The organism is Zoogloea sp., from assembly GCF_028693495.1.
Classification (GTDB): Bacteria; Pseudomonadota; Gammaproteobacteria; order Burkholderiales; family Rhodocyclaceae; genus Zoogloea.
In genome coordinates this window covers 1-21,773 of the sequence record NZ_JAQUVG010000013.1, presented here as the reverse complement: position 1 = coordinate 21,773, position 21,773 = coordinate 1, and the positions used below count along the sequence as shown (strand labels likewise).

Sequence of the window (21,773 nt, the reverse complement as noted above, 5' to 3'; positions counted from 1 at the left end):
CACCTTACGAAAGTCGGCTCAAAGCCGCAAGACTCCGGAGCACCTGCAGGCAGGCAACAGCCCGAAAAGACACGAAAAAAACAGTTCAGCGTGGGGAGTCCGCCACCGGCGCCGTCGGCACCACTGCGGCACGACGCAGACGGACCTCTCCATAGGCGACCTTGCGCGCCACCGGACGGGTACTCTCCACGCCTTCCTGATAGGAGAGGATGTCGTATCCCTCGAAACCCTCCTGCCTGCCCAACTGGGCTGCCCGTCGGCCAAAAACCTGGCGCGCCTCACCGTCACCGCCGGAATGGATGGCCTTCATGGTCAGGACCAGAGCGTACCGGTCTTCTCCCTGACGGGCCTCCTCAATGCCCCAGTTGGGCGCAGCCGGGTCCAGTACCGTGTAAAAGAGGTAGGCCGCCCCGACAAACGGTGCCTTCAAATAACCTGCATCGGACGCCACCAGCACCCCGGCGACACCGCCGCCCCACTCCCGGGCCGTAAGACCGCAGCCGCTCAGCGCCCCACACAGGGCACAGGCTGCCAGCATGCGCAGCGTCGACTTGCCCATGCTCAGAGATAGTTGAAGAGCGACAGGTTGGACACCCGCAGGAAGCTCTGCTGGGCTGCCTGCAGGAAGGTTTGCTGCTGGGTCAGGCTGCTGATTGCTTCTGCATAATCCACGTCCTGGAGACGCGAAAGCGCTTCTGCATAATTGATGTCGAGGCTGCCGGAAATATCCTGTTGCGTTGCAACCTCCTGAAGACGGGATCCAACCCCCGCCCGAGTCTGGTTGATGCTGTCCTGAACGCCATCCATCCCTGCGAGCGTCTGTCCCGATTGAAAGTTGCTGACACGATGATTGCCGGATTCAAGGCCCTGGATGAAATTGCCCATCAGATCAAAAGCACGCCCAACCGGACTCAGGGTGTAGCGGTCCCCGTCGCCGAGGGAGCCCTCAAGGTTGAGACTGATGCCGTCAAATGCCACCAGGGTTTCGCCGTTCGGCCCCAGGCTTGGCGTCACAGGTGTGGTGGTGCCCGTTACCTGGTCCGTCACATTGAAAACCGCCGGAAGGGGGCTGGCCTGATAAGCAATCTGGTAAGAGTGGCCGTTGTAAGCTGCAAGATCGGCACCCGAAAACAGGGCATTTCCCGAATTCTGGGGGTCGGACAACGCAAACGGGGAACCCGCTGGCGCGCGAATGGTATTGAAGATGACATCACCAGAGTTCGTGACCGGCAAGTTGCGCGTTGCCGAGATCTGCAGGGTCCGCACGCCCTGATCACCCTTGTAAGTCACCCCGTCGAGCACCCCACCCTGAAAAGGCTGAACATTGCTGTTATAACCACCGAACAGGTAATCTCCGGTTCCATCACGACTGTTGGCGATTTCCTGCAGTGCGGCAAATTGCTGGCTAATATCTTCTGCAATATATTTCCGGTCCTGTGCAGAATAGCCCCCGTTACCCGCTTCAACAGCCCTTGTCCTCACGTAGGTCACGATATCGTTCGCTGCACCGAGCTTGCTGTCCACCAGCTTGAGGGCATCATTGGCGTAGCCTTGATTGGCAACGTGCAACTCATTGACACTCCTGGACTGCCCGATTTCCAGCGCGCGTGCTGCGGCGACGGGATCATCGGAGGGCTGGAGCACACGCCGCCCTGTGGCCACCTGCGTGTACGTGTCAAGCAGCTGCTTGTTCTGCTTCTGCATTTGCTGCAGGCCGGTATCGAAGATCATGCTGGAGGTGACGCGCATGATGAGGCTCCTTTAAGTTAGCGGCCAAGGGCCAGGACTTCGTCGAACAGCTTGGAAGCAATGCTCATCACCTTGCTCGACGCCTGGTAGGACTGCTGGTAGCGGATCAGGTTGGCAGCTTCCTCATCCAGATTGACCCCAGCCACGGACTGCTGGGCCTGGGTCGCCTGCGCCACCAGACTCTCCTGGGCATCCCGGTTAACCTCCACCTCCCGTGCCTTGTTGCCGATATTGCTGACCAGCTGCGAATACACCGACTGGAAGGTGGCCGAAGGCTGGCCGGCCGCCGAGATCATCAGCTTGGACGTCTGGAGGTTGCCCAGCAGGACGGCGTTCCGGCTGTCCGAAACCCCTCCCACGCTCTGATTGACCGTGAAGGAATCCTGATCCTGAGGCGCCCCCGCGATGCTGAAGCTGACCCCTCCAAGGGACACGCTCATGCCACTGGTGTAGGGGATCGCACTGCCTGCCGCCACCGTGACTGCAGTACCGTTGAGCGGCGTGTAAGTGATGGGAAGCCCGGCAGGAAAACCGGCGAAGGTATTGGTTCCTGCCGTATAGGTCAGCTTCATCGGAGCTGCAGGGGTACCAAAACTGGCAAGATCGGTGGTGGAAGACACCACCGGCGCAGTGATGCTGGCCGTGCCCCGGTTGGCGCTGATCGCCCCGCTGGCCACCGGTGCCGCAGCAGCAACCATGCGCGTGTCGGTGATCGACACGCCGACGTTGGCGGCAGCATCGCGGGTCGGCTGGATCAGGAAGCTGTCCCCTGCCTTGTTGCTACCCGCAGGCTCGGGGGTCACCTTGAGCCCGACGGCGGAAGCACTGACCGACACCCCGTCAGAGATCCGGGTCAGGGTATAGGCACCTGCGTTGTCCGTAAAGGTAAGCCGGTAGTCGTCCGCGGTCAGCTTCGAAATTTCATCGTACTCCACCTTGGGCACCGCAGTCGTGGTGTTCCTGAAGGGCTGCACTGTGACCGTGGCAGGCGTGAAGAATTCGGTGCCGATTTTATTGTTGAGATCGATCCCCAGTCGGTGCTGATCATTGAACGCGGCGGTCAGGCCCACGGCAATGAGACCCATCTGGTTCTGGGCCACATCCAGCGACTTGGCACGCATGTCCAGAAGTCCGCCCAGCTTGCCCCCCCCCAGCAGGGCTTCCGGGATGATGATGCCGGCACCACTCTGGGCAATGATGTTCACGGAGTTGCGACGCGGATCTTCCAGGGAAGGACGAGCCTCCAGATCCGTGGCAACGGAGCCTACCACCAGGGGCTGCCCTGTGCCGATGAAGACCGACATGGAGCCATCGCTGGCCATGGTAGTGGATACCCGGACCAGCTGGTTGAGTCCCTTGACGAGCTCATCGCGCTTGTCCAGAAGATCGTTGGCTGGCTGGGATTGCCCTGCCTGCTGGGCCACCGTGATGTTGTTGTTGAGGGTGGCGATTCCCTTGGCAAAGGTACTGATCTCGCTGACCGTTTCCTGGATCTGGCCTTCAATACCTGCACGCACATCATTCATGCGGAGGGAAAGATTCTGGAAGCGTGCCACCATGCTCTCTGCCGAGGACAGCAGGGCCTGGCGGGCAGGGATGCTGGACGGATTTGCCGCCACCTCCTGAACCCCCTCGAAGAACCCGGCCAGGGCCGGACTCAAACCGACGCTGGGATCGGACAGCATGTTGTCGATCTGGTTGATCTCGGTGCTGTAGGTGTCGTATTCGGCGTATTTCGTCTCGGCGGACAACACCTGGTTGCTCAGGAAGCGGTCGTAGGCCCGTTTGACCGTATCCACCTTGGCCCCTTCGCCAAAGAAGCCCGCCCCGGTGAAAAGAGCAGGGTTGGTGCTCTGTACGGTGCTTTGACGGCTATACCCAGCGGTCCCCGCATTGGAGATATTGTGGCTGGTCACGCTCAACCCTGCCTGGGCGACATTGAGGCCTGTGAGACCGATGTTGAAGAGGCTGCTCATGATCCGCGTCCTTGATCCAGATATTTCTGTAGATCACAACGCAAGAAGTTTGCCAGCTTTGTCCACTGGCGTCGGGATCACCCCCGGCTGGGCGCATCCCCGGCCAAGGCCAGGCGCAGGGTATTACCGTTGATGATGCGGGTAAGTTTGTCTGCGTACTGAGGATCCGTGGCATACCCCGCAGCCTGCAACCCCCGGGCGAATGCCGCGGCATCTCCCTCCCCCACCAGGGCGGCATAGCGGGGATTGTTGCGGATCAGCCGGGCATAATCCCGAAAGGACTCCGCATAGGATCCATAGGCCCGGAATTGCGCATTCTCGCGGGTCTTGACCCCATTAAGGTATTCCGTGGTCGCTGTCTCCACGGTGTTGCCAGCCCAGCTCCGCCCCGCCTTGATGTTGAAGAGATTGTGGCTGCCGCTGCCATCCGCATGCTTCAACTCATGCTTGCCCCACCCGGTTTCCAGGGCGGCCTGAGCAACCAGAAAGCGGGCGGGGATACCGGTCGTCTTGCTGGCCTCGACGGCCTGGGGCCAGACCTTCTCGACGAAAGCCCGCGGAGCACTGCCCGCCGGCAAGCTCGACAGCACGCCGGCCGGCACGGATCCGGCAGATTCTGCCGGCCCGATTGCCGCACTCCTGATCGTTGCCGGTCGGGCCGGGGGAGACAGACCTGCCCCAAGGGAAGGCACATCCAGCCCGCCTCCCTTTGCCGGGAGCTCAGGGAGCTCCCCAACCCCGGACTCCAGCCCCTTCTTGTCCCCCCCCAGCTGCCGTTCGATCACCCTGGCCAACCCCAGGCCGCCGCTGCGGGTTGCCAACTGCAGGGAAAGCTGCTGGTCGAGCATGGACTGGTACATCTTGGTCTGCTCATTGTCGAACATGCCGCCCTTGGGTGTCGCGTCCCGCATCGACTTGAGGACCTGCTGGAGCAGCAGGGCCTCAAATTGCTTGGCCGCTTCCTTGGTGGCTTCCGGCGATCGGTCCCGGGAAAGCCGCCGCAGCCCAGACAGGCTGTTCGGGTCGAGGGCATTGATTTGAGTGAGGTCACTGGCAGCCATCAGATCACCTCCAGTTCTGCCCGGAGGGCACCGCTGGCCTTCATGGCCTGCAGGATGGCAATCAGGTCCAGGGGATTGGCGCCCACTGCATTGAGGGCCTTCACCACATCAGCAAGGTTGGTGCCCCCCTTGATGTTGAACAGTGTTCCCCCATCCTGCTGAATGTCGACCCCGCCCTTGTTGGTCACTGCAGTCTGTCCCTGCCCGAGAGGATTGGGCTGACTCACCTGCTGCTCGTTGGTCACCGTGACCGTCAGGCTGCCATGGGCCACGGCACAGTTCTGCAACGCAACCTTCTGGTTCATCACCACGGAGCCGGTGCGCGAATTCACGATGACCTTGGCGGCCTGGATGGCTGGCGTGACATCCAGACTCTCGAGGCGGCCGAGGAACGCCACCCGCTGCCCAGGATCCTGGGGCGCCATCACCTGGATTCGCCGTCCGTCCAGGGCCACTGCACTGCCGGGAACCAGGCGATTGATTGCGTCCACGGCATTCTGGGCCGTGCCGAAATCCGCATCGTTCAGCTCCACATGAACCACACTCCCCTGACCTACATCCGTCTGGACAGCCCGCTCGACAGTGGCGCCACCGGGGATCCGGCCCGCCGCCAGATGGTTCACCGTAATCTTGCCGCCACTGGGGGCCGCGCCCCCGGCACCACTGACCGCCAGGCTACCCTGGGCCATCGCGTAGATCTGGCCATCGGCCCCTTTCAACGGCGTCATCACCAGGGTGCCTCCTTTCAGGGAGCGGGCATTGCCCATCGAAGAGACGGTGACATCGATCTGCTGGCCAGGACGGGCAAAGGGGGGCAGATTGGCCGTCACCATCACTGCCGCGACGTTCTTGAGCTGGAGCGTCTGGCCTGGGGGCATGGTGATGCCCAGATTCCCCAGCATGTTGATGATGCTCTGGACGGTAAACGGGGTCTGGGTGGTCTGGTCGCCGGAGCCATCCAGACCCACAACAAGACCATAGCCAATCAGCTGGTTGTTGCGGACACCGGCAATGGAGGCCAGATCCTTCAGGCGCTCGGCATTCGCCGGACCACCAACCATCAGGGCCAGAGCGATACCCAGCCCAGCCAGCAAACGTGTGACGGATTGCATCGCAAGCCTCATCAGAAGGGCAGCACGCTCAGAAAGAAGCGCTGCATCCAGCCCATGGTCTGCGCCTCGTCGGCATAACCATTGGCTCTGTATTCCACCCGGGCATCCGCCACCTGAATGGACTCCACGGTGTTAGCCTTGGTCACATAGACCGGGTTGACCACGCCGGAAAAGCGGATGAACTCATTACCCTGATTGATCGCCACCTGCTTCTCGCCGGAGACCAGAAGGTTGCCGTTGGGCAAGACCTCGATCACGGTGGTCGTGATCGTACCCCGGAACAGGTTGTTGGCTGCAGCGCCGCCCTTGCCCTCAAACTTGTTGGCATCACTGGCCTCGGCCCCAAGCCCGGCGAGACCGGCCAGGGGTACGGTGGCCAGAGTCGAAATGCTGGCGTTCAGGCTGGCATTGCGTTCGGCGCTGGACGAAGAGGACTTGCTGGCCTGAGTCTGCTCGACCAGATTGACGGTGATCACGTCGCCGACAAAACGCGCCCGCCGATCCTCGAAGAGGGGGCGGGAAAAGTTTGCCTGAAAGATGGCCCCAGGCTGGGACGCCTGCGCGCCGCGCACTTCCGGACGGACGCTCATGGGCTGATGCACGGCGGTAGGAGGTGTCCCCTGGAGTGCGGCACACCCACCAAGCAGAAGCAACAGCGGCGCAACGAGGAATGAGGTTTTCATGATCGCTCTTCGGCTCTGCCTGGCTCAGAGGGACGACAGCTTGCCGAGCATCGCATCGGAGGTGGACACCACCCGGGAGTTGATCTCGTAGGCCCGCTGGGTCTGAATCATCAGGACCAGCTCTTCGGCCACATTGACGTTGGAAGTTTCAACGTACGTCTGGTTGAGCACGCCGACACCATTGGTCCCCGGCGTATTCGGATTGGGCGTTCCGCTGGCCGCCGTCTCCAGATAAAGATTTTCGCCGATGCTCTGCAATCCTCCCGGGTTCACGAAGCCGGTGATCTGGAGATTGCCAATCTGGGAGGTGGTCTGATCCGGCAGGGTCACGCTCACCACCCCATCCTTGCCGATGGTGACCGACTGGGCGTTGGCCGGGATCGTGATGGCCGGCTGAACCGGATAGCCGTTGCTGTTGACCATCTGGCCATTGGCATCCTTCTGGAAGGCACCGTCCCGGGTATAGGCCGTGGAACCATCCGGCATCAGGATCTGGAAGAAGCCCTCCCCCTGGATCGCCACATCCAGCGCATTGCCGGTCTGTGCCAGGTTGCCCTGGGTGTGGATGCGCTCGGTGGCCACCGGGCGCACACCGGTGCCGATCTGCAGGCCGGACGGAATGGTGGTCTGCTGGGTGGACTGGGCACCCGGCTGGCGCAGGTTCTGGTACAGCAGATCCTCGAAGACACCTCTGGCACGCTTGAAACCGTTGGTGGAGACGTTGGCGAGGTTGTTGGAAATGACGTCCAGCTGGGTCTGCTGGGCATCTAGGCCGGTACGGGCAATCCAGAGCGAGCGGATCATGGGGCAACTCCCGGTGTCAGGGTCAGGCCGCCTGGGGCAACCATGGAAGGGCGGAATTCATCCTAACCGAGCAAGAGCCGTTCCAGCTCTGAAGGAGATCGTGAAAAACCCGTCAATTCCCTTTGAGCGGAGGTCAGGCCTTGGCCACCAGTTGCCCGGCTGCGCGGTCCATTTCCTGAGCAGTGGACAACATCCGGGTCTGCAATTCGTACTGACGGGCCAGGGAAATCATGCTCACCATCTGCTCGACCACGTTCACATTGCTGCCTTCCAGATAGCCGGAGGCCACCCGAACGGCAGGATCTGCCGGCGCCGCGTTGCCGCCGGCAAGCCGAAAATATCCGTCTGCACCCCGGGTCAGATCCTGCTCGGGGGGGTTGACCAGCTTGAGCTGATCCACCGCGTTGGTGGTGTTGCGGGCGCCCGTACGGGGCACGGTGGAAATGGTCCCGTCAGCGCCTACGACGACCTCCACATCCGGCGGAACAGTGATCGGTCCTCCTCCTCCCAGCACGGGCAAGCCGGTGCGGGTCTGCAGAATGCCGTTGGGGCTGACTTCGAAACTGCCGTTGCGGGTGTAGGCTTCGGAGCCATCGGGCATCTGCACGGCAAACCAGCCTGCGCCATGAATGGCCATGTCCAGAGGTCGGTTGGTGTGCTGCAGCGGTCCGGACGCAAAGTCGTTCGACACACTGGCGTCCACCACAAAAGCCCGGCTGGGCATGGGCGCATTCTGAACTGGAACAGCACGCAAGCGGTGGAGCTCTGCCTTGAAGCCGGTACTGGTGGCATTGGCCAGATTATGAGCTACGGAAGCTTCCTGCCCCATCGTGGCAGAAGCTCCGGTCATCGCGGTGTAGATCAAACGGTCCATGGCAAAACCCCGGGTAGATGGCTGGCAGAAAGAGGCAAGCGCACTCCGTGCGCCTGTGAGCAAGCGGATGCAAAAAACACGCCTGCGGTACACGGCAAAGGCGGCCCTTGGGCCGCCTTTGCCTGAATTGACATCAAAACTTAACGCAGGTTAACCAGGGTTTGCAGGATCTGATCCTGGGTCTTGATGGACTGAGCGTTCGCCTGGTAGGAACGCTGCTGGGTGATCATGTTCACCAGTTCAGCGGTCAGGTCCACGTTGGACTCTTCCACCGCGGCCGACTGGATCACACCCAGCACCCCCGTTCCGGGAGCGTTGGGCTTCTCGGGGCCGGAATCGCTGGTGGATGCCCACTGGTTGGCCCCAAGGGAGCGCAGGCCATTGGGATTTTCGAACCCGACCAGGTAAACCTGCCCCATCGTCCGGGACTGGCCATTGCTGAAATTGCCCTCAACGGTACCGTCCGCACTGACACTCAGCCCCGACAGCTTGCCGGTAGTGAAACCATCCTGGCTCAGCTGATTGATCCCATAGCTGTTGCCAAACTGGGTCGTCCCCAGCAGATCCACCTCGAACTGCAGCTGGGTGGTAGCACCCGTCGTGATGTCATAGGCCACATTCACCTTGGTGCTGGGACTTGGGACATACCCCATCGTACCCGGCGCCGAAGGCAGCTCCTGATAGAGGGCGCTGCCCTGGAAGACCCCATTGGTGTCGAAGGTGATCGACATCCAGCGATTTTCAGTGGTAGCCGGGTCAAGCGCCTTGGCATCCTCGTTGATCTGAGGCGGCAAGCCATCCAGACTGCTATAGACATCCCAGGTATTGGCCAGGGCGGTCTTGACGAAATACAGGGTCTGGACATGCGGATTGCCCAGCGAGTCATACACCGTCTGCGATGTGGAGCTGGTGTAGGTGCTTGGGTCATTAATGTTAAACGCATCATTACTGCCCAGCACCGGCGTACCTGTAGGCAACAAAGCTGCGGGGGTCGTCGCACCTGGAGACGTCGCCGCCGTCACAGCAATCTCTGAAAGCCTTCCTGTGCGGGCGGATGAGAAGATCAGAGCCGGCGTGCTGTCGCCTGCCACCTTGATCCGCCCCTTCAGGGAGCTCTGATCGATGGCGCTCTGGATGGCCGCGGCCAGGGACCCCACATCATTGTAGGTCCCTGCGGGCAGCGCCAGCTCCGTGGTACCAGTCTCACCATCAAGCTGGAATTTCAGCTTGTCCGTGGCGGCCAGGGTAAAGGACGGCGTCGCGCCCGTGAGCGATGCAATCGCTGCACTCTTGCCGGAGCCTGCCGTCAATCCCGTGGGCGTGGCAGAGCGGGAATCCAGGTTGACGTTATAGCCGGACTTGCTGGTCGCCTGGGGCTTGGCATCGCTCAAATTGAGTTTGATCGCTCCCGTCGCCCCAGTGTAGGCACCATTCGCATCGGCAATCTTGCCGGTCAGGCGCAAGCCCTGGGCATTAACGATGTACCCTTCCTTATCGGTCTGGAACTGGCCGTTCCGCGAATAGGTAATCGTCCCCCCCGGATCGCTCATCCGGAAGAAACCTTCACCATTGATCGCCAGATCCAGCGCGTTACTGGTCGTGGTGACGTTACCCTGATTGAACTGCTGAGCCATCTGGGCAACCGTGGCACCAATACCCACCTGGGTACGGCTCCCGGCAAGCGACGAAGCGAAGACGTCCGAAAACTGGGCGGAAGCCTGCTTGTAGCCCACCGTGTTGGCGTTGGATACGTTATTACTGATTGCGTCGAGGGCCTTGGAGGCGATGGAAAGACCACTCAAACCTTGCTGGAATGCCATTTTTTCCTCCGCTTACAAAATCTGCTTGATGTCGGACAGTTTGGCGAGGTTGCCGGTGCCCACATCAAGGGTAATCCCGCTGCCGTTACGCAGCACGCTATTCACCGTGGTCAGGGTCAGGGCTTTCGACTCCAGTGCCTCCCCTCCCCTGGTCGCACTGACGCTGACGCTGTAGGCGCCGTCCACAGCCTGCACTCCAGCATCATTCTTGCCATCCCAGACAAAATTGAAGACACCTGCATCGTAATCCCCGAGCTCGAGCTTGCGGATGGCCAGGCCATTCGCATCCTTGATGGTGACTGCAACCTTGTCGGCAGCACTACCCAGCTCGAACCCCCCATACGCCTTGCCCGAAGACAGGCTCAGGCTCTTGCCCTCGACCATCACGCCCTTGCCGACCAGCGCTGCAGCCTGCAGCGCCTCGCTCGACTGACTGTTCTGCAGCAAGGTAGTGAGCGTGCTGTTGAGCTTCTCGATGCCATCCACCGTGCTGATCTGGGCCAGCTGGGAAGTCATCTGGGCATTGTCGGTCGGGTTGAGGGGGTCCTGGTTCTTGAGCTGCTCCGTCAGCAACTTGAAAAAGCGGGCCTGAGCCTCATCGGTCTTGCTGGCAGACGAGTCGGACCTGGATTTCTGCAAGGCAGCAAGGATGTCGGAGTTCGAGGACGTGGAGCTGACGGTACTCATGATCGGGTTACCTCAATCAGCCCTGACCAATGGTCAGGGTTTTTTCCATAAGGGTCTTGGCCGTACCCATGACGTCTGCATTGGTCTGATAAGCCCGGGAGGCAGAGATCATGTTGGTCATCTCCTCAACCACGTTGACGTTGGGCATCGATACGTAACCCTCGGCATTGGCGGCCGGGCTCTTGGGATCGTAAACCAGCCGGAGGGGTGCCGCGCTCTCCACCACCTGGGTCACCCGCACCCCCTGGGAAGCCTGTCCGGCCTGGGCTCCACCCATCGGCGTCGCTGCAAACACCACCTGCTTGGCCCGGTAGGGCTGGCCATTGCTGGACGTCACGCTATCCGCGTTGGCCAGATTGCTGGCCGTGGTGTTGAGACGGAGGGACTGGGCGTGAAGGGCGCTGCCCGCCACGTGAAAAACGTTCAACAGACTCATGACCGCCTCCTTACTGGCTCTGCATCGCGCGCTGCATGCCGCTGATCAGCCCATTGATGAAGGTCACGCTGGCCTGATAGTGGATGGCATTTTCCGCAAAGGCGCTGCGCTCCACGTCCATGTTCACGGTGTTGCCGTCCACAGCGCCCTGCTCTTCCTGACGGAACTTGAGGTTGTTTGCCATCGGACTGCCGGCACTGCTGGCCAGATGACGGGCAGAGGTGGTGTTCAACTGGAGCCCATCGGACTTCCCCTGGAGTGCCTGCTTGAGGGCAGCCTGAAAATCCAGGTCGCGGGCCTTGAAGTTGGGCGTATCGGCGTTGGCGATGTTGGAGGCGATGACCTGCTGGCGATAGGCCCGGGCGTTCAGGGCGGTCTGCTGAAAGCGCAGCATGTCGTCAAGTTTGTTGACCATTTGGCTTACCTCTAAAGTTGCACTCCGAGCGCACCGTAAAACCCATCTGGGCAGCCTTCGACGGCTCCAGCTTTCCTTTGCATCTTCCATGCCACATTGCAGCATTTCTGATGCTAAGGCCAGACCGCCACTTCCGATCGGTCGAACAACCTGCGATTGGGCAGGCTATTTCGGACATCCCGACACCGGACCGCAACCCCTTCACCTCACCTCACACACACCCTTGCCGGCAAACCGGCAAGGATTGCCGGCAACTGCACTTCCATTGCGATGAACGAACTGACTCACGAATGTCCACTTCTTCCACACAACCTGGGCACGCCTGCCATGATTCAATGAAGCCATCCTCTGCCTTCCGCCCCCTTACGATGAAAGCTTTCGCCCTCCTGCTGCTTGTGACACTGCAAATCAGCCCGGGGCACGCCCTTGCCCGTCAGGACCCCCTGCCCATCAAGGCCGAGGTGGCACGCTTCCTGGAAATTCAGGCCCGGAGCCTGCCAGGAGAAGCCAGCATTCAGGTTGGCGAATTCAGCCCGGCCAATGCCCTGATCCCCTGCGTCCAGTTGGAAGCCTTTTTTGCACCTGGCGCCCGGGCCTGGGGCCGGGTCACGGTGGGGGTACGCTGCCTGGCACCTGCCACCTGGTCAGTCTGGGTTCCCGCCGAAGTAAAGGTCCGCGGCAACTATCTGGTCACAACCCATGCCCTGACGGCAGGTCACGTCCTCGGCCCCGGCGATGTGCGCCTGGAACAGGGGGAGCTGACATCCCAGGCCGGCGACATCCTGACGGATCCGGGCCAGGTCGTCGGTCATGCCGCCCGGGTCAGCCTGCCCGGGGGACGGCCCCTCGCCGCAAGCCATCTGCGCCTCCCGCCCGCAGTCATCCAGGGACAGGCGGTCAAGGTGCTTACCCGAGGGCCAGGCTTCCAGGTTGCCAACGACGGGATGGCCCTCACCACCGCAAGTGACGGCCAGACGGCCCGGGTACGCCTGGCCAACGGGCAGGTCCTCACAGGCATCGCCCGTAATGGTGGCCACGTGGAAGTGCGGATGCCGTGAGCACTCGGCCAAGACCCTGAAATGCCTAAAGTTTGACGCCTTCACGTCGTAGACTCCATCGACTTCCGAAAGAAAGGGTTATGCCGTGAAAATCGACAACTCACTGAAAGCTACTGCAGGGCTGCCGACCAGCGACACCCGAACCCGCGCCAGCGACAAGGCGGGCCGCACGGATGCCGCCCAGGGCGGGGACAACGGGAAGGTTCAGATTTCTTCCCTGTCCACAAGCCTGCAACAGATGGAGGAAACCATCGCCGGCACCCCGGTCGTGGACAGCGCCAGGGTCAATGAAATCAAGCAGGCCATCACCGAAGGCCGCTTCCGGGTAGACACCGAGAAGGTTGCCGATGGCCTGATCCAGAGCGTTCGGCAGATGCTCGACGCCCAGACCGGACAGGCTTGACATGGCTGTCGACCAGGCTTTCGTCAACCGACTTGCCCGGCTGATCCGCGACGAGTGCACCGGTCTTCAGGGGTTCATCGCACTGCTCGAACGGGAAGAGCAGCTTCTGATCACGGGGCAGGTAGATACGTTGACCGTACTGGCCGAAGAAAAAACCGGTCTATACCGTCATCTCCAGCGCCTGGCGGACGAGCGGGTGGTGATGTTTGCCCGGGAGGGCGCCAAGGTCACCGACGAGAACGTTCGGCTTGTACTCGCTCACGCCCCCGACACCCTGCCCCTGTGGAACGACGTGATGACCCTGGCCAGTACCGCCAAGGAGCGCAACCGGGTGAATGGTCAGCTGATCACCGAACGTCTGCAAAACAATCAGCAAGCCCTCAGTACCCTGCTCGCTGCCGCAGAGCACCCACAGATCTATGGTCAGGATGGCCAGACCCGCCCCACCGCGGGCAGTCGCCACCTCGGCTCGGCCTGACCCTGCGCACAGGGGCGGCCACCCTTTCCCGAAGCGCCCCCGCCCGGTCCTGCTGCGTGCCCGACCCGTCAGGGGCGACTCTGTCCTGACCCCACAGGCACTGGAGGTACTGCATCCGCGGGCAGGATGGACTCCGTCAAACCTGAGGCCTTCACTGTCCGGGAGGGCGCTGCATCCACACTCCGCGACTCGATCAGCAGGGTCACCCGGCGGTTGCGGGCCCGCCCCTCCGGCGTGAGATTGTCGGACAAGGGCCTCTGGTCCGCATAACCGGCGGCGGTAAGCCGGGCTGGGAGAACCCCTCCCTCGACAAACAACCTGACAACGCTGGAAGCACGCACAGCCGACAATTCCCAGTTGGACGGAAACATCGGGGTGGCAATGGGAATCGTGTCGGTGTGACCTTCCACGGTGATCGGAAACTCGGCCCCCGCCAGCACACTGGCGACCGCCTGCAACGCCCGCACCGCATCCACCCCCAGCTGGGCCTCGCCCGGCGCGAAGAGGACACTGGCGTTGATCTCGACCGTGATCCCGAACGCCCCCTCCGTTACCTGGACCTGACCATCGGCGACGAGAGGGGCCAGCACCTTGCGAATTTCCTCTGCCATGTTGCGAACTCGCTCAGCGCGGGAGCTCCTGGCCTCTTCTGTCTCGTTGAGCGGCGGAGTGGCGGGCCGGATGGTGGGAATGGGACTGGAGATCAGGCGGGGGGTGTCGCCTTGATCCGCCACGTTACGAAACGCATTCACTACCGAGTCGGACAAAATCCGGTATTTGCCTTCGTTGACTGAGGAGAGGGAATACATCACGACAAAAAACGCGAACAGCAAAGTGATGAAATCCGCATAGGAGACCATCCAGCGTTCGTGGTTTTCGTACTCCTCCACACCTCTCCTGCTCCGCCGGGCCATGCAGCTAACTCGCGTAACCCTGCAGGCGGCCTTCAATGATCCGGGGATTGTCACCATTGGCAATGCCCACAAGGCCATCGAGCAGCATCTCCCGCATGGAGACAAGGGACCCAATCACCGCCAGCAGCTTCTTGGCGACCGGCAGGAAAATCAGGTTGGCGAAGCCCACCCCGTAAATGGTGGCGACAAAGGCTACGGCAATACCCGCCCCGAGCTTGGAAGGATCGGACAAGTTCTCCATGACGTGGATCAGCCCCATGACCGCACCCAGGATACCGATGGTCGGCGCATAACCGCCCGCCGCCTCCCAAACCCTCGCGCCCTGCTTCATCTGGCTCTCCCAGGTATCAATCTCGACCTCAAGCACTTCCCTCAGGCGCTCTGGCTCGACCCCATCCACCAACAACTGCAAGCCCTTCCGGATGAAGGGATCTTCAATTGAAGGAATCTGATTCTCCAGGGACAGCAACCCCTCCTTGCGGGCCACATGGCTCCACTGAACGACCTGGTCGATCAAGGCCTGATGATCCAGTACCGGGGGAACGAATACCCAGCGAAACATCTGCATCCCGAGCCGGAAAACCTTCATGGAGCTTTGCAGCATCACGGCACCGAGGGTCCCTCCGATGACGATCATGAAGGCTGTTGGTTGCAGCAGGGAGGAGACATGTCCCCCTTCGAGAATCTGTCCGACCAGAATGGCCGCAATGGCCAGGGTGATGCCAACAAGACTGATGCTATCCATGAGGAATCCGGGAGCAGAATCAGGAAGCGGCGGCAGGACGCCGCCCGCGCCTCTCGCCCTTGACCTTTGGCGCAGTCTGTATCGCTCCGGAAATGCGGGAACGCAGACGGGCAATCGCCTGACTGTGGAGCTGACACACCCGGGACTCGGAGACGCCCAGCACCTCACCGATTTCCCGCAGGTTCATGTCCTGTTCGTAGTAAAGGCCCATTACAGTCTTTTCCCTGTCGGGCAGGTCGTCAATGGACTTGACCAGCACATCACGCATGCTGCCCTCCAGCAGAAGAGTCAGCGGATCATTCCCCTCCAGGGTAATGTGGCGCTCCAGGTAATCCTCTTCCCCTTCGCCGGAAAAATCCTCGAAGTAGACCAGCTGATACCCCCTGGCTTCCTGGAGCATGTGCTGATAATCGGCCAGCGGCAGGCCAAGGGCGTCGGCAAGTTCCTTTTCGGTGGGATGACGGCCGTTGAGCTGCTCGAGCTGATTTACTGCAGCTTCAATGCGCCGCATGTCTCGCCTCAGGCTACGGGGCAACCAGTCATTTTCCCGCAGTCCGTCAAGCATGGAGCCGCGGATCCGCTGTACCGCATAGGTTTCAAACTGCGCCCCCAGCCCTTCTTCGTAACGGTTGATGGCATCCAGCAGACCCATCATGCCATTCTGGATGATGTCTTCCACCTGGACACTGGCCGGCAGCTTGGCCATCAAGTGATAGGCGATACGCTTGACCAGAGGCGCGTACTGGACAACAAGTTGCTCTTTGTCGAGGGTGCCGGAAGCAGTGTACATCTTTATGGCAGACTTTCTGGTCAGGGTTCCGGACTGAACCCGGCATCACGGACAATAAACGGACCACACCGGGGATTGCCGAGGCCGGCAGGACAAAATTTAACACAGGCAGCAAGTCCTGCCGCGGCAATCCTCCTCAGGCCGCCTGCGCCGACCAGGCACGCAGACGTCGGATGAAAGCATTGGCTCCCTCTCCCGGGTGACGCTCTCCGAGAGGCTCTGCGATCGCTTCGGCAATCGCATCCCGCTCCACCTCGCCCCGCCAGGCCAGAGGCAAACCCACGTGACGGGAGGTGTAGTCACTGAGACTGGCAAAAAGAGCCGTCGCGTCGGCCCGGTCCCGAGCACCGGAAACCACGACCTCCAGGGAACTGGCGCCAGCGGCAGCAAGCCCCTTGATCCACTGGCAGGCCCCCCGCGCTCCGACACCGCTGGCCTCAACCACCAGAAGCCGGCGACCAGCGGCCCGGGCAAAGGGGGTCAAATTACGGACATCACCCGCCGCATTCACCACCATCAGATCCGAACGCCTTTGCAGCTCGGAGATCCCCGCCTCCAGACGCGCGTGATGGACTTCGTCCAGGAGGGACACTGCCTGCACCGTCGCCGCAGCAGGAACCACCCAGAGGCCATCCGTCACTTCGCGCATGATGCCTGTCACATCAAGCTGCCCCTCCAGGGCACCCAGCAAGTCTCCCCCTTCAGGGAAACCAAAGGCAGACAGCAGGGACCCCTGCTCAGGGGCATGCTCATCCAGCACCACCACCCTTCGGGCTCCATCGGTCAGGGCGCAAAGCGTCTGGACTGCAAGATTGCGGGGAACACGCCCCGTGACAAACAGGGCGACGACCGCAGAAGGCGTCCGGCGGAAAAGACGGCGAAGACCCGCAGCCTGATCAGCAGCATGCAACATCTCAAGCCCCTCCCTGCAGCATGGCGGCCGTGGGCTTGGCAGACGCTGCCATCAGAAGCCCTGCCTCAAGGGGCTCGAGACGAAAGGGAGAGCCCGGAGGAAGCTCACGCAAGGCCTGATCGATCAGGCCGTTCCGATCAGGCAGATGGAGATCTTCCGGGACCCGCTGGCCATCGGCCACATAGAACACATCCACCTGGTGGCGTATCGCCACGTCCAGCACGGGCGCCAGGGACATGGCTTCATCCATCTTTGAAAGGACCACCCCGGCCAGGCCATCACCGGAATAGGCACGGATCACGTCATCCAGGGTATCGCCCCGACTGGTGGCGTTGAGTAACAGCAGGCGGGATACCTTGCCTGCTCCAGTCAACATCGCAGCCTGCTCGGCTACCATCTTGTCACGCTGGCTCATGCCCATCGTATCGATCAGGACCATGTGCTTGTCACGAAGGCTGGCGAGGGTTTCCCGCAGATCCGTCGCGTCCCGCACCACATACACGGGCACCCCGAGAATCCGTCCGTAGATGCGGAGTTGCTCGTGGGCGCCAATCCGGTAGCTGTCAGTCGTGATCAGGGCCAGCTTGTCGGCACCGTGACGGACAACGCAGCGGGCGGCGAGTTTGGCCGTGGTGGTGGTCTTGCCGACCCCGGTGGGGCCCACCAGGGCAAACACACCTCCCCGATCGATGATGTCAGCATCGCTGGCCATGGTCCGGAAGCGTTCCTTCAGAGCCCCATGCAGCAGGCGATGCGCATCCTCGGGCGCCTCATCTTCCGGCACATGCCCGGCCAGCTCCCGGGCCAGCACGGCAGAGAAGCCCGCCTCCAGCAGATCTCCAATCAGGCGGGCACGTCCCGGTGCGGTACGCCCCATCTCCCCCCAGGCAAAACCAGCCAGTTGACGCTCGATCAACTCCCGGATCGATGCCAGTTCGCTCGCCATCTGCGAGTTTGCCGATTCAAGGGCCCGAATACGGGCCTCTTCCTCCACGCCCGCAGGGCGCTGACGGGCCGACGGAGCCGCCACGGGGGCCTCATTGCGCAAGGGCGAACGAGGGGGCTCCGCAGGAGGGCGACGAACCTGTGCCGCCGCCGCATGAAAGACATCGCGATTCAGCTCGGCCCGAGGGGGATTGAAAGGCTGCATGTCTGCAGGGCGGGCGGGCAACGGTTTCTGGGGTACGGGTGGGCTGCCGGAGGCCTGCCGCTGGAGCGCAGCCCGCGACAGGCTGAGCTGAAAGTCCTCATCAAAGAAATCAGCAGCGGTCTTGGGTCGGACAGGAGGCGCGACAGCCGGCGCAGCGGTCTCCCTGGTCGCGACCGTCGGCCGGGCAGGTGCAGACGCCTGGGCCTGCTGGGCCTGGGTGCGGGCACGCTGGGCAGTCTGCAGGGTTGCAACGTCACCGGAGGGCAAGGCGAGGATCTCGACGCCGCCATTCGCAGCCCGGTTGGACAGCACGACCGCGTCCGGCCCAAGGTCGTCCTTCAACATGCGAAGGGCCTCTCGGGCGGTTTTAGCAAAGTAGCGCTTGACGTTCATGCTCCTGTCTCCAGCGGACGAAGGCGTTCTACGGGCCCACTGCGGGCACTTTGGTAGATTCGATTATCTCGCCATCCGACACCTTCGACGCTCAGGAAAAGACGGGTTTTCGGGTGCTATTCCGGCTACCGCCCAACGAAGACCCTGCTCAACGGATCAGGGCGCAGCGCTGATCATCGCCGCCACCCGGATCAGACGGGTCTCGGGGACTTCGGAGTTGGCCACAACCTTGAGCGTCGGGACGGCACGCCGCAGGAAGCGGGACAGCAACCAGCGGAGCTGGGCCGGGACCAGCAGGACCGGAGGGAGACCGGTATCCTCCATGCGCTGGGCTGCGGTCGCGGTTTCTCTCAACAAGGTATCCGCCAGGCCAGGCTCGATCGCCCCCCCTTCGGGCCCACCTCCCCCCATGGCCTGCATCAGGATGCGCTCCAGAGCCGGATCAAGGGCCATGACCTGAACCTCCCCACTGCCTGGAAAGAGTCCCTGAACAATGGCTCGTCCCAGGGCCTGACGTACCCGGGTGGTCAGCTCGAGCGGATCCTGAATGCGCGGCGCAGACTCAGCGAGCACCTCGACGATCGTGCGCATGTCGCGGATGTTTACCCCTTCGTCCAGAAGATTTTGCAGCACCCGCTGAACCGAGGACAAGGGCAGCAGCTTGGGCACCAGATCCTCCACCAGCTTGGGCGTATCCTTTGCGATGTGATCCAGCAAGGCCTGGGTTTCGAGGCGCCCGAGCAGCTCGGAGGCATGGCTGAGGATCAGGTGGTTGAGGTGGGTGGCCACGACGGTGCTGGCATCCACCACGGTATATCCCAGGGCATGCGCCTGCTCCCGCTGTGTCGCGTCGATCCAGACGGCAGGCAGGCCAAAGGCGGGGTCCGTGGTCTCACGTCCGCTGAGGGGACCGCTGACCCGTCCGGGATTGATCGCCATGAACTGCCCCGGAAAGGCAGCCCCCGTACCAATCTCCACCCCCTTGAGAACGATCCGGTAGGCGTTCGGCTTGAGCTCCAGGTTATCCCGGATATGCACCGGGGCAGCCAGAAAACCGATGTCCCGGGCGAATTTCTTGCGCAGGCCACGGATGCGCTTGAGCAGCTCACCGTCCTGCCCCTTGTCCACCATGGGAATCAGCCGATACCCCACCTCCAGACCCAGCACATCCACCGGAGTCACATCAGCCCAGCTTGCGTCCTGACTTTCCACCTGGGGCGCCACGGCAACGTCAGCAGGGGCCTCCACCTCTGCAGCCAGCTCAGACGGCCGGCGACCGCCGCGCCAGGCCAGATATCCCAATCCGGACGCCAGCAAAAGGAAGACAAAATTGGGCATGCCGGGAATCAGGCCCATGATGCCAAGAATGGCCGCCGTGAGCAGCAAGACCTGGGGGTTGGCAAACACCTGGCTGATGACCTGTGAGCCCATGTCGCCCTCATCGCCAACCCGGGACACCACCAGACCCGCCGCAACGGAGATGATCAGGGCAGGCAGCTGGGCGACCAGGCCATCACCGATGGTGAGCAAGGTGTAGACATGGGCAGCCTGTCCCACCTCCATCTGGTGCTGGAGAACACCGACGAAGAGCCCGCCGATCATGTTGATGATCAGGATCAGGATGGCTGCAACCGCATCTCCCCGCACGAACTTGGAGGCGCCGTCCATGGCTCCGTAGAAATCGGCCTCCTGGGAAGTTTCGGAACGCCGGCGCTTGGCCTCCTTCTCGTCGATGAGACCCGCGTTCAGATCGGCATCAATGGCCATCTGCTTGCCGGGCATCGCATCCAGCGTGAAACGGGCGCCCACTTCGGCAATGCGCCCCGCGCCCTTCGTGACCACCACGAAGTTGATGACGGTCAGGATCACGAACACAACGATACCGACCGCCGTATTCCCCCCCACCAGGAAGTGTCCGAAGGCCTCAATCACCTTCCCTGCAGCATCCGGCCCGGTGTGACCGTTCAGCAGCACGATACGGGTCGATGCCACATTCAGGGAGAGGCGCAGCAGGGTCGTTACCAGCAGAACGGTGGGGAACACCGAAAAATCCAGCGGCTTCTTGGTGTACATCGCCACCAGCATGACCATCACCGAGACTGCGATGTTGAAGGTAAACATCAGGTCAAGGACGAAAGCGGGCAGCGGCAGCACCATCATCGCAAGAATCAGGATGATGAGAAGCGGCCCGGCCAACTGGCGGGCGTTGCTCGCAGAGACGAGCGCGCGCAGGTTCAGACTACCGTTCATGGCGATCATGATGCGCCTTCAGGAATAGTCCGGAAGGCGAAAAGAAACAGGAAATAAACACTTAATTCGAGGGCGGTGGCAGGGGGTCTGGTTCGGCGGGATCCATTCCCGGCGGCACGGCCAGCCCGGTCGGCTGCTCCGGGGGCAGCCCCCCTTCGGAAATCCAGTGATTGAGCTGAAAAACCCAGGCCATCACTTCGGCAACCACCGTATAGAGTTGGGCGGGAATCGGCTGCTCCAGTTCCGTGTGCGCGTACAGGGCCCGAGCCAATGGCGGGACTTCGAGAATGGGAACCTGATGCTCCCTGGCCAGCTCCCGAATGTTCTGGGCCACCAGCTCGACGCCCTTGGCCACCACGATGGGCGCCCCTGCCCTGTCGGGATCGTACTTGAGGGCAACGGCGTAATGGGTAGGGTTGGTGACCACGACATCGGCCGTAGGCACATTACTCATCATGCGCCGGCGGGACATCTCCCGCTGGGCAGCCCGGATGCGCGCCTTGATCTGGGGATCCCCCTCCTGCTCCTTCATTTCCTGACGAACCTCCTCCTTCGTCATCTTCAGCTTCCGGTAGTACTCCCAGAGCTGGTAGGGCACATCAATCAAGGCGATGAGCGCCAAGCTCAAAACGATGAGCAGGGACGAAAAAAGCAGCAGGCTGGCAAAATCGTCCATGCTGGTTTCAACAGGCTGGAGCATCAGGGAAAACAAATGATCGCGCTCCCGCCAGAGCACCCAACTCCCTACACCGCCCACCAGCACAGCCTTGAGAACAGACTTGACCAACTCGGCCAGGCCATGGGTCGAGAACATCCTCCCCAGCCCGGCCAGAGGGTTCAGCCGAGAGGGATTGAACTGCAGGCTCTTGGTGCTAAACACCCACCCCCCCATCAGGAAAGGAGGCGCAAAAGCAGCCAGCACAACAACCAGCATCAGGGGCCCCGCCGTCAGCAGGCCGTCGATGGGCAACTCAAGCAAGGCGCCTCCCATGCCCCGGGTATCGAAGGCCATGTCTCTGGGGAAGCTCAACGCCTCCCGCATCACACCAAGGAGACGCTGCC

At 61.9% G+C, this 21,773-nt stretch carries 22 protein-coding genes; 3 read left to right on the top strand and 19 right to left on the bottom strand.

All coding sequences use genetic code 11. From position 1 onward, the window contains the following. Positions 1 to 85 precede the first annotated feature (85 nt). The 12 genes from PHD22_RS03955 to flgB all read right to left on the bottom strand — a co-directional run bounded on the left by PHD22_RS03955 (position 86) and on the right by flgB (position 11,617). Positions 86 to 559 (bottom strand): hypothetical protein, encoded by a 474-nt coding sequence (locus PHD22_RS03955; RefSeq protein ID WP_299862579.1) that lies wholly within the window; start codon positions 557 to 559, stop codon positions 86 to 88. Between the two features lie 2 nt (positions 560 to 561). Then, positions 562 to 1,749, bottom strand: a complete 1,188-nt coding sequence (gene flgL / locus PHD22_RS03950) for a flagellar hook-associated protein FlgL (RefSeq protein WP_299862576.1) — start codon at positions 1,747 to 1,749, stop codon at positions 562 to 564. Between the two features lie 17 nt (positions 1,750 to 1,766). Further along, a complete protein-coding gene (gene flgK, locus PHD22_RS03945) occupies positions 1,767 to 3,725 on the bottom strand; it encodes a flagellar hook-associated protein FlgK (RefSeq protein WP_299862573.1) in 1,959 nt (652 codons plus the stop codon). 77 nt (positions 3,726 to 3,802) lie between these two features. After that, on the bottom strand, positions 3,803 to 4,786 hold the full coding sequence (gene flgJ, locus PHD22_RS03940) for a flagellar assembly peptidoglycan hydrolase FlgJ (protein ID WP_299862570.1): 984 nt from the start codon (positions 4,784 to 4,786) through the stop codon (positions 3,803 to 3,805). Further along, positions 4,786 to 5,847, bottom strand: a complete 1,062-nt coding sequence (locus tag PHD22_RS03935; protein WP_299862646.1) for a flagellar basal body P-ring protein FlgI — start codon at positions 5,845 to 5,847, stop codon at positions 4,786 to 4,788. The genes flgJ and PHD22_RS03935 overlap by 1 nt, the downstream gene beginning before the upstream one ends. A 62-nt stretch (positions 5,848 to 5,909) precedes the next feature. Continuing rightward, on the bottom strand, positions 5,910 to 6,581 hold the full coding sequence (locus tag PHD22_RS03930; protein WP_299862567.1) for a flagellar basal body L-ring protein FlgH: 672 nt from the start codon (positions 6,579 to 6,581) through the stop codon (positions 5,910 to 5,912). Positions 6,582 to 6,605: 24 nt separating this feature from the next. Then, the gene (gene flgG, locus PHD22_RS03925) at positions 6,606 to 7,385 is read right to left on the bottom strand and encodes a flagellar basal-body rod protein FlgG (RefSeq protein WP_299862565.1); all 780 of its coding nucleotides are present in this window, start codon (positions 7,383 to 7,385) and stop codon (positions 6,606 to 6,608) included. Between the two features lie 133 nt (positions 7,386 to 7,518). Next, positions 7,519 to 8,259, bottom strand: coding sequence for a flagellar basal-body rod protein FlgF (gene flgF, locus PHD22_RS03920; protein WP_299862562.1), 741 nt, complete (start codon positions 8,257 to 8,259; stop codon positions 7,519 to 7,521). Positions 8,260 to 8,399: 140 nt separating this feature from the next. Next, positions 8,400 to 10,079, bottom strand: a complete 1,680-nt coding sequence (locus tag PHD22_RS03915; RefSeq protein ID WP_299862559.1) for a flagellar hook protein FlgE — start codon at positions 10,077 to 10,079, stop codon at positions 8,400 to 8,402. A 12-nt stretch (positions 10,080 to 10,091) separates the two neighbouring features. Beyond that, a complete protein-coding gene (locus tag PHD22_RS03910) occupies positions 10,092 to 10,766 on the bottom strand; it encodes a flagellar hook assembly protein FlgD (protein WP_299862556.1) in 675 nt (224 codons plus the stop codon). Positions 10,767 to 10,782: 16 nt separating this feature from the next. Next, on the bottom strand, positions 10,783 to 11,202 hold the full coding sequence (gene flgC, locus PHD22_RS03905) for a flagellar basal body rod protein FlgC (RefSeq protein ID WP_299862554.1): 420 nt from the start codon (positions 11,200 to 11,202) through the stop codon (positions 10,783 to 10,785). 10 nt (positions 11,203 to 11,212) lie between these two features. After that, positions 11,213 to 11,617, bottom strand: a complete 405-nt coding sequence (flgB, locus tag PHD22_RS03900; RefSeq protein ID WP_299862551.1) for a flagellar basal body rod protein FlgB — start codon at positions 11,615 to 11,617, stop codon at positions 11,213 to 11,215. A 368-nt stretch (positions 11,618 to 11,985) separates the two neighbouring features. On the opposite strand from flgB, the gene flgA reads away from it, so the two are divergent. From flgA to PHD22_RS03885, 3 genes are all read left to right on the top strand, one after another. Continuing rightward, the gene (gene flgA, locus PHD22_RS03895) at positions 11,986 to 12,675 is read left to right on the top strand and encodes a flagellar basal body P-ring formation chaperone FlgA (protein ID WP_299862549.1); all 690 of its coding nucleotides are present in this window, start codon (positions 11,986 to 11,988) and stop codon (positions 12,673 to 12,675) included. 85 nt (positions 12,676 to 12,760) lie between these two features. Further along, positions 12,761 to 13,078 (top strand): flagellar biosynthesis anti-sigma factor FlgM, encoded by a 318-nt coding sequence (gene flgM / locus PHD22_RS03890; protein ID WP_299862547.1) that lies wholly within the window; start codon positions 12,761 to 12,763, stop codon positions 13,076 to 13,078. 1 nt (position 13,079) lies between these two features. Continuing rightward, a complete protein-coding gene (locus tag PHD22_RS03885) occupies positions 13,080 to 13,556 on the top strand; it encodes a flagella synthesis protein FlgN (protein WP_299862544.1) in 477 nt (158 codons plus the stop codon). A 68-nt stretch (positions 13,557 to 13,624) separates the two neighbouring features. Here PHD22_RS03885 and motD read toward each other — a convergent pair whose 3' ends face one another. From motD to flhB, 7 genes are all read right to left on the bottom strand, one after another. Further along, positions 13,625 to 14,470 carry a flagellar motor protein MotD gene (gene motD, locus PHD22_RS03880; protein ID WP_299862541.1) on the bottom strand — a complete coding sequence of 282 codons (846 nt, stop codon included), beginning with the start codon at positions 14,468 to 14,470 and terminating at the stop codon, positions 13,625 to 13,627. A gap of 4 nt (positions 14,471 to 14,474) precedes the next feature. Beyond that, a complete protein-coding gene (locus PHD22_RS03875) occupies positions 14,475 to 15,215 on the bottom strand; it encodes a flagellar motor protein (protein WP_299862537.1) in 741 nt (246 codons plus the stop codon). Between the two features lie 19 nt (positions 15,216 to 15,234). After that, positions 15,235 to 16,005 (bottom strand): RNA polymerase sigma factor FliA, encoded by a 771-nt coding sequence (locus PHD22_RS03870; RefSeq protein ID WP_299862534.1) that lies wholly within the window; start codon positions 16,003 to 16,005, stop codon positions 15,235 to 15,237. A 136-nt stretch (positions 16,006 to 16,141) separates the two neighbouring features. Then, positions 16,142 to 16,918: a flagellar FleN gene (locus PHD22_RS03865; protein WP_299862531.1), complete on the bottom strand. Its 777-nt coding sequence runs from the start codon at positions 16,916 to 16,918 to the stop codon at positions 16,142 to 16,144. Between the two features lies 1 nt (position 16,919). Continuing rightward, positions 16,920 to 18,461, bottom strand: a complete 1,542-nt coding sequence (gene flhF, locus PHD22_RS03860) for a flagellar biosynthesis protein FlhF (protein ID WP_299862528.1) — start codon at positions 18,459 to 18,461, stop codon at positions 16,920 to 16,922. Positions 18,462 to 18,617: 156 nt separating this feature from the next. Continuing rightward, positions 18,618 to 20,711, bottom strand: a complete 2,094-nt coding sequence (flhA, locus tag PHD22_RS03855) for a flagellar biosynthesis protein FlhA (RefSeq protein WP_299862643.1) — start codon at positions 20,709 to 20,711, stop codon at positions 18,618 to 18,620. A gap of 61 nt (positions 20,712 to 20,772) precedes the next feature. Further along, positions 20,773 to 21,773 (bottom strand): flagellar biosynthesis protein FlhB (gene flhB, locus PHD22_RS03850; protein WP_299862525.1); only part of this gene is annotated, 1,001 nt, incomplete at its 5' end.